The organism is Ruegeria conchae (assembly GCF_000192475.1).
GTDB classification, from domain to species: domain Bacteria; phylum Pseudomonadota; class Alphaproteobacteria; order Rhodobacterales; family Rhodobacteraceae; genus Ruegeria; species Ruegeria conchae.
Window position 1 is genome coordinate 247,524 of record NZ_AEYW01000014.1, and the last position, 8,168, is coordinate 255,691.

6 protein-coding genes are annotated in these 8,168 nt (G+C 54.8%); 1 reads left to right on the plus strand and 5 read right to left on the minus strand.

Annotation, left to right across the window (positions count from 1 at the left end; all coding sequences use genetic code 11):
- Positions 1–8 precede the first annotated feature (8 nt).
- From G7G_RS0115830 to G7G_RS0115850, 5 genes are all read right to left on the minus strand, one after another.
- Complete coding sequence (locus tag G7G_RS0115830) at positions 9–2,408, minus strand: trimethylamine N-oxide demethylase (RefSeq protein WP_010442419.1); 2,400 nt, start codon at positions 2,406–2,408, stop codon at positions 9–11.
- A complete protein-coding gene (locus G7G_RS23200; protein ID WP_158005277.1) occupies positions 2,405–2,758 on the minus strand; it encodes a cupin domain-containing protein in 354 nt (117 codons plus the stop codon). Before G7G_RS23200 ends, G7G_RS0115830 begins: the two co-directional genes overlap by 4 nt.
- A 19-nt stretch (positions 2,759–2,777) precedes the next feature.
- On the minus strand, positions 2,778–4,760 hold the full coding sequence (locus G7G_RS0115840; protein ID WP_010442421.1) for an ABC transporter permease: 1,983 nt from the start codon (positions 4,758–4,760) through the stop codon (positions 2,778–2,780).
- Positions 4,760–5,788, minus strand: a complete 1,029-nt coding sequence (locus G7G_RS0115845; protein ID WP_010442422.1) for a quaternary amine ABC transporter ATP-binding protein — start codon at positions 5,786–5,788, stop codon at positions 4,760–4,762. Before G7G_RS0115845 ends, G7G_RS0115840 begins: the two co-directional genes overlap by 1 nt.
- An 82-nt stretch (positions 5,789–5,870) precedes the next feature.
- Positions 5,871–6,824, minus strand: coding sequence for an ABC transporter substrate-binding protein (locus G7G_RS0115850; protein WP_010442423.1), 954 nt, complete (start codon positions 6,822–6,824; stop codon positions 5,871–5,873).
- Between the two features lie 238 nt (positions 6,825–7,062).
- On the opposite strand from G7G_RS0115850, the gene G7G_RS0115855 reads away from it, so the two are divergent.
- A complete protein-coding gene (locus G7G_RS0115855; RefSeq protein ID WP_050806471.1) occupies positions 7,063–7,998 on the plus strand; it encodes a LysR substrate-binding domain-containing protein in 936 nt (311 codons plus the stop codon).
- The last annotated feature ends 170 nt before the right edge of the window (positions 7,999–8,168 follow it).

The window sequence follows — 8,168 nt, forward strand, 5'->3', positions numbered from 1 at the left end:
TCAATTTATCATTCAGCCGCATCCGGGAAATCGTTTCTTAGGTAAACACCCTTCACACGCTCTTTTGCTGGATCAAAATGCGGGAACGGAACAATTTTTGCCTTCAAGCGCTTTTGCTGCCCATCCAGTTGGCCGATCTCAATATCGTGCCCCTCGAGTGCATGGGTTGATGCAACCCGCCCGAGGGCGATGACCTTGCCTAAGATGGGTGATTTCATCGCGCTCGTGATTTCACCGACCTGCGCTTTTCCGATACGTACACAATCGCCTGGAGAAGGAACTGTTCCACCTTCTATATCAAACCCGACCAGTTTGCGGTGAGGGTGAGCCTTGCGTTCCTCAATTGCGCTGCGCCCTATGAAGTTATCGGTCTTAGATTTCAATGGGACGGTAAAACCGACCCCAGCCTCGAACGGATCGGTTTGGTCGTCAAATTCGGACCCGGCAAAGATTAAGCCGCCTTCGATCCGCAACATGTCGAGGGCGGCAAGGCCAAGAGGGGCAATTCCATAATCCTGACCAACTTCCCAGACACGGTCGAAAATCTCGACAGCGTCCTTAGGGTGACAGAAGATTTCGTACCCTAACTCGCCAGAATATCCGGTTCGGGAAATCACGACCGAGGTGCCGCGCACATCCCCGACCCGGGCCACTGTAAGCCGGAACCAAGGCAATTCTTCAATGGTCGGCTGCTGCGGCGGCGTCCAGAATATCTGTGAGAGGATGTCGCGGCTATATCGCCCCTGGACCGCGATGTTGTGCAACTGATCTGTAGAGTTTCGAACCCAGACATTCATGTTGTGCTTGCGCGCTTGTTCCTGCAGCCACAAACCGCTGGTGTCGTTGCCACCAATCCATCGGAAGTTGGTCTCACCCAGCCGATAGATAGTGCCATCGTCGATCATACCGCCATGTTCATAGCACATTGCCGTATAAACAACTTGACCGACGCTCAGCTTCTTCATGTTGCGGGTCACGCAAAGCTGCATCAGTTCTTCGGCATCCGGGCCAACAACCTCGTATTTGCGCAGTGGACTCAGATCCATTACGGCGACTTTGTCTCGACAGGCCCAATACTCTGCGATTGCGCCATGATTGGTCATCGTATTAGGCAGCCAATATCCATTATATTCGACAAAATCACGGGTATGACGTGCAAAGCAGTCGTGAAATGCTGTTTTCTTGGTTTCTTCCACATCCGCCTCCGCAGATTTTCTGTAGCCGTAGGACCGTTTAAAATCCTCGGTCGCTTTATAAGTTCGCACCTGAATGTCGGTTGGATTCCAGCCATTGGCCGGGTCGATGTCGCAGGGGCAGCCGGTACTGACGCAGACAAGATCCGTCAGTGCGCGCAGCAGCACGAAATCTCCGGGTCGCGACCAAGGATCATCCATACCGATGGCATTGCTATCGTCCAGCATTGTATTGAAGAAAAAGTTGATCGCGGACCAACCTGCGCGGGGACGGATGCCATATTGGCTCAGGTCCTTGTTGATATTGTCCGAGCAATTGACATGGCCAGGATAGCCCAGATCTTCATAGTACCTTGCTGTGCAGGCCAGCCCGAACGTGTCGTGACGACCGCACGTATCCTGCACGATCTCAACCAGGGGTTCCTGATCGACTGACCAGTATTTCGAGAATATACCCGGTTGCGGATACAAGCTGCCCATCAGGCTGCGTGTCGTGGTGGGATCAATCTCGCGCTCGATCCCCTGATCCAATGCACGTCGGCTGAACGCCTGAAAGTCTGAGCATTCGCGGCCCCTGATATCCACGATCTGGATGAACTCTCCGGCTTTGACCTCATAAGATTTGGCGTTGCCAGGCTGAATGTTGATATCCTTAAGTGGGTCGGCCAGCGGATCGGGCGGGCCCACGTCGGGTTTTTCCAAGCCGGGAGCAGCACGCTGAATGTACAGGATAATGTCGGTCGGTGGGTTATTGTCTTCAGGGCGCATCGCTTCGCCTGGTGCGGCGACGATCAGAAGACCGTCACTTTCCGCCACGAAGTGCACCATGTCGCCGGGGCGTGATCCATCTGAGAAAGCCCTGACTGCATCCCCGCGTCCGATGTCGAAACCAGCAACCTCTAACGCGCGCAGCACTTTCTTGCCCGAAGCCGAGCCATTCGCCAGAGTTGCAATCAGCCCCTCTGGTCGCCCGTGCCCCTGCGCGCCAAGCATGGCAGCGTCCGAGCTTCGATCCGGGGCAAAGAACACCATCTCGGCGGGTTGCATCCCATCGCGATCCAACAATGTGATCGTGTCGCCTTTGGACACCGGAACCGCACGCGATCCTGTGCCAGGGACGGGATGACGTTCCGTGCCATGGGGCAGGATTGGAAGGCCAGGAGCCAGAACCCCGCTGCGTTCATACGGCACTTCGAAGACCGGCTTCACATTCATAATGCACCTTCCTGAATAGCTTCGGTCGCGCCGCGGTGCATGACCACCAAAAGGCATCCTGTTTCGGTGCGCGAAAAGTGGCTAGACCCGGCGGGAAAGCTGACAAAATCTCCGCTGTGATAACGAAACCCGTCGTGATCGGTCAGGTCACCTTCGAGGACAAAGAACTCTTCCGGACCGCGATGGATGTGGGGGTTCGAGCGTGCGCCCGGCGCCATCTTCATCAGATAGCTGCCTTGCCCGGTATCCTCGTCAAAGCTGACATTCTTCCACCAGACCTGTGCGTCGGGCCGGTCTTTCATCTGCATTCTGATAAAGCCGGTATCGTCGAAACGGGTGACCGTACGCATGTTTTGCTGTTGTGACATCCTAATCGAGCCCCAATCGCTTCTTGCGCTGTTCCGTCCAGCTGCTGATGGCCATGTCAAAGGTCAGAGCCATCAGCGACACGTTCAGGCCGAGGACAAAGTTTTTGCCCAACTCGGTACCGGCCAGCGTTCGCTGCAGCTCTTGTCCCAGATCCTGAGTGCCGATGAAGGCCGCGATGATGACCATGAAGAAGGCAAACATGATGGCCTGATTGAACCCAACTGCCATTGTCGGTAGTGCCAGCGGGAACTGGACTGACATCAGCTTTTGCCTCCGCGTTGATCCAGACATGTCTGCCGCTTCGGTCATTTCTGAAGGTACGCTGCTAAGGCCAATAATGGTGTACCGGATCAATGGTACCGCGGCGAAGATTAGGATCGAGAACACAACAGCTACGTCATTAACGCCGAACAGCATGATTGCCGGGATCAGATAGATGAAGCTGGGGAAAGTTTGTGCTGTGTCGCAGGCCAGAAGGATGCTTTTTGACCAACGTTCTGATCGGGCTGCGATTACGCCGAGCGGTATGCCAATCAAGGTGGCCAGAGCAACAGCCGAAATAACTGTGTATAGAGTGATCACAGATCGGTCCCACCAACCCGAGAATGCGACGATGGTAAAGAAAACCGCCGCATATATACCTGGGCGGCGACCACCGATCCAATATGCAAAGGCAACGACTATTAGGATGAAGGCGGGGGTCGGGATCGCCAGCAATGTGTCCCGGAACGGGATCAAAACCTTGACGTTCAGGAACCAGCGCAACCATTCAGTTGTTTCCTTGATAGCCTCGATCGCCAGGAACGACTTGATCACCACATCAATTTCCTTGCCTTGGCTCAGGTGCTGTTTGCGACCAACTTCGGCCAGGATCGGAAACAGCTGCGACAGCAGAATAAAACCAATGAATAGACCCAGTGCGACCAGTGAAATCTTATACCGCTTCCACCAGGGTGTCCCACGTTCAAAGTGAACAGGTTGCTTGACCACCCATGCCTTGGACATCCGATCCAGCGTTACGGCTAGAAGAACAATCGTAACACCGATCTCGAACGATCTTCCAAGTTTGAAGCTGCCCATCATAGCCAACAGCTTGGCACCGAGACCGGGCATGCCAATAAAGGCGGTCAGAACAACCATGGCTAGACACAGCATGATCACCTGGTTTACGCCGACTAGGATTTCGGTGCGTGCTGCCGGAACATAGACATGGCGCAACATCTGCCAGCGAGTGCAGCCGGACATTTGGCCCGCCTCGATCACTTCAGGGCTGACCTTTTTTAGCCCCAGCGTTGTCATCAAGATCATAGGCGGGATGGCAAAGGTAATTGTTGCAACGGCTCCAGCGGTTGGCCCCACCTTGAAGAAAATCACAGCGGGTAGCAGATAGGTAAAGAAGGGCAGGGTTTGAAGCACAGACAGAATGGGCTTCAACATCCGCTCGAACCAGCCATATTTCCACGCGGCGATACCAAGCGCCAGACCCAGCAGGAACGCCAAAGGCGCCGCGACGACGATCACGGACATTGTTTGCATGGCGATCTTCCACTGACCGATCGCAGCCGTCCAGATAAAGGTTCCAGCGCCCAGGGCAGCCAACCGCCATCCACCGACAGCGTATCCAACAACCCCAGCGACGGCGGCAATCGCAGACCATGGGATTGGTCCCAGATAGGGCCAGCGACGCTTGCCTTCCAAAAGGTTTGCTGACGTGTCCAGCAGAAACTCTAGAGGACCTTCCGCGATAAAGCGGGTTACATAAATCAAGCCAAGGTCATTTTGGATGAAGCTGAAAACTGCGTCCAGAACCTGCGCTGTGGGTGGGATGGCGGCTTCGGGGATGCGGTTTAGCCATTCAGGCAGAATACCAACTGCCTTGGCAAGGATCAGTGCGAAGGCCACGGCAAGCAGCACAGTAAGTACACGGGAACGTCCCCATGGCGTGTCTGATGTCTCTGTCAGATCTGTCGACAGCGTCGCCATTATTCGGCTCCGAGCAGGACATTCAGTGCGGTGTCGCGCTCCAGTACACCGGTGACAACGCCTTTGTCATTTGCAACCGGCAAAAGGATGCGGTTGTCATTGACCAGAACCCGCGCAAGTTCGTGGATCGTTGCGCCACCATTGATTGGTGCGCCTTCCAAAGCGTGTCCGTTGACTGGTTTCGCAAGCCCTTTCGCATGCACTACGCGGGCTTTGTCGATGTCCTCGGTGAATTTCGCCACGTATTCCGTGGCGGGGTTCATGACGATCTGGTCCGGCGTATCGCATTGTTCCACCGCGCCATTGCGCATGATCGCGATCCGGTCCGCCAGACGCAGCGCTTCGTCAAAATCATGGGTGATAAAGACAATGGTTTTACCCAACATCTCTTGTAGCCGCAGGAATTCATCCTGCATTTCGCGGCGGATCAACGGATCAAGGGCCGAGAACGGCTCGTCCAGAAACCAAATATCCGGTTCAATCGCCAGGGACCGGGCGATGCCGACCCGCTGCTGTTGCCCACCGCTAAGCTCGCGTGGGAAGTATTCCTCGCGGCCCTCAAGGCCGACCAGCTTGATGACTTCCAGCGCACGTTCGCGCCGGTCGTGACGATCCTGACCGCGCATTTCCAGCGGGAAGGCAACGTTATCCAAGACCGTACGGTGCGGCAGCAGGCCGAAAGACTGAAATACCATGCCCATTTTGTTGCGTCGCAATTCGATCAGGTCACGCTCGCTCAGGCCCATGATATCCTGACCATCAACCTTGATCGTACCGCCGGTGATGTCGTGCAGGCGCGAAAAGCACCGCACCAGAGTTGATTTGCCTGATCCGGACAGTCCCATGATGACCAGCATTTCGCCCCGGCCAACCTCAATCGAGACGTCTTTGACCCCAGCAATGTAGCCGTCCGCACGAATCTCGTCGAAGCTACGGCCAGCCGGCATGGACTTCAGATAGCTCTCGGGCGAAGGCCCAAACAATTTCCAGACATTTTGGGCTGAGATTACAGGCGCTGTGGCTGACATGGCTGCCTTTCTTTCTTGTTAAGCGCGGCCTTGCTTCAATGAGATCAGCAAGGCCGCGCCAGTTTCGTTGCGTATGACCGGATTATCCGCTGCAGGCACTGATCCAGGGATCAACAACAGAGCGGTTTGCGTCCAGCCATTCGGCCGCTGCATCTTCCGGTTCCAGCTCGTCCGTATCGACCAGCTTGGCCATCTCCGCGATCTGCGGATTTGTGAAAGAAATTTCAGTCAATACACAGTAGGCAGCAGGCCATTTGTCTTTCATACCATCCCAAGCGGCCTTTTTCAGGTAACCGGTTGCCGGGTTACCACAATCATACAGCGCATCCGGGTTCGGACCTTTGGATGGGTCTTTGTCGCATCCATCTTCCCAGGCAGGAAATTCGACAAACTCACCGGGCCAGACAGCTTCGGCAAAGTTGGGTGTCCAGTTGAAGACCAGAACCGGCTTCTTGTCCGCTTCTGCTGCGCCAATTTCAGCCCACAGGGCCGCCGCCGAACCCGCATTGATAACGGTGAAGTTCAGATCCAGCGCTTCGGCACGCTCTTTACCATGCTTCAACCAGTCAACCGGACCGTCCAGATATCGGCCTTTGTCGCCGGTTTCCGCTGTTGCAAACAGATGCGCACAGTCGTTCAGAGCTTTCCAGTCGGGCAGGCCGGGGCAGGACTCTTTGGTCCACATCGGATACCACCAGTCCTCGCGGGTGACGGCATCGTGGTCGCCTGCATCATGCAGACCGCCCTTTTCCAGAGCTGCGCGGAAAGATGCGCCAAATGCGCCTTCCCAGACTTCCATCTCAAGCGTGACGTCGCCCAGACGCACCGACTCGTAGACCGCCTGACTGTCGGTCGTGACGTATTCGACATTATCGCCGATCTCTTCGAACAACTGGCCGACCACGTAAGACATCACGATCTGGCTGGACCAGTTGTGAATTGGGATGACGATCGGATCGCTGCTGTCTTCTGCGATCGCACCGGTGCCCGCTACCGCTGCCAAGGTTGCAGCAGAAAGTAGGTTTGAAAGTTTCATGATTGCTCCCTGAGTGACGTTCGATATTGGATTGAGGGCTCTTCCGGCCCCGAATTTGCGTATTCTGCCCAAATTTGCACGAAACGCAGAACAGAAATTTGAGAGGCGTTGCCCATAAAATCTTGAGGCTAATTCAGTTTTTTACTATCTTAACAGTCAGTTGCCTGATCGGTTTCCAGTCGACGCAGGCGAATACTCTTTGATTGCAATCCGCTTCAGATTGGGGTTCCGCCGTCAGATGCCAAAGAAAGCACCAGTTACCGGGAAGGTTCTTCCACCGCTCGACTACCTTTTGGCTTTTGAAGCGGCCGCCAAGGCCCAGAGTTTCGCGCAGGCCAGCAAGGTGCTCAACATTTCGGAAACAGCAATCAGCCGCAAAGTACGTCTGTTGGAGCAACATTATGACGTACCCTTGTTTGTCAGAGGTCATCGGTCGGTTTCGTTGACACAGCAAGGGGCCATATTGCTGGCGACAGTTGAAAAGTCGTTGGATCTGATGCGAGACGTCAGCCGTGATATGTTGGCCAAACATCAGGCCAATACGGTGTCTATCTCTGCGACCAACTCTGTCGCGTCGCTCTGGTTGATGCCGCAACTGCGTAAGTTCAACAAATCCAATGGCCGCATCCGTATTTCGCTGGTGTCTTCGGACAGCGACGCGGAGTGCCTGTCTGATTCTATGGATCTGACGATATTGCGCGGGGAAGGGGATTGGCCCGGATATGAAGCGCAGCTTTTGTTCGGGGAAACCGTTTTCCCGGTGTGTAGCCCTGATTATCTCAAAAGTAATCCGAAGGCGGCAGTACTATCCGCGCTGCCGGAATTGGATCTGATTGAGGTGACCAGCAGCCATGCGGAATGGATGACCTGGCATACTTGGCTTGGAAGCAATGGAATTTCCACCTCATTGATGGAACGCGCTGTGGCCTTCAACACCTATCCTCTCTCTATACAAGCAGCTGTTGATGGTTTGGGCATCGCACTGGGTTGGGCCCATCTTGTTGACCCTCTGCTTGAAAGCGGTGCGTTGGTCAGACCAATCCAGGACATATCGGTACGAACGCAGTCGGGATATTTTCTTCTGAAGAGCCCAACGCAAAAATCATTTCCCGAGCGACGCATCGTCGAGGATTGGTTGTTAGGGCTCAGCGCGGGGCGCAAACGTTACGCGTGATCCGATGGTGCCATCGCGCGATAAATGTTCTTTCCTTCAATGTCTCTGAAATTCAAAGGTTGACCGAAATGAATAAATATTTACCGTAAAGAAAGTACCTGATTCCGCCCCGGGTCGCATATGCGGACGGGTCTGAATTCGTTCGGCCTACTTTTGCAGGGAGTCCAAAG